This window comes from Cupriavidus sp. 01T418 (assembly GCF_056398885.1).
On the sequence record NZ_JBFTQG010000182.1, the window covers coordinates 1 to 448 of the forward strand.

A 448-nucleotide genomic window follows, 5' to 3' on the forward strand; every position below is an offset into this window, starting at 1 on the left:
TCTAAACCTCTAAACCCTTTCACTTCAAGGATAGCAAGCGTTTTTATAAAATCGAGTTATTTCTATATAGTATCAAGACAAGAAGAAACTCGTTTCACTCGTTTCAAAAAAGCCAAAAAATCTCATCGTTAAATACTTTTRAATGCACTRTKAWTAAATAAATGWTAAAGTGAAAATGTAACATCATCCCCACAYATCATTAAATCTTTTAATATGAAAAAGTTCTTTTACCCTCCATAGCCACTTAATTGTTGAGTGGCTATTTTTAATGCTTTATTCCAATTGCTTTTTGGTTGGAACCAACGGAGCATAATGTGTTGTTGAGTTGGTACTTCGTTGGGATTAATCCCAACAAACCACCAACCAACTCGCTAACATAGTTAGCTAACACATAGCTCATTCCAACCAAAAATTTTCTCGGCATAAATGCATGTGGTATGCTTAATAT

The 448-nt window shown here is 33.0% G+C and carries 1 protein-coding gene; it reads right to left on the reverse strand.

The genetic code is table 11. The features are described from left to right. Positions 1–265 precede the first annotated feature (265 nt). Positions 266–448 (reverse strand): hypothetical protein (locus AC1DQ3_RS36825; protein ID WP_477124998.1); only part of this gene is annotated, 183 nt, incomplete at its 5' end.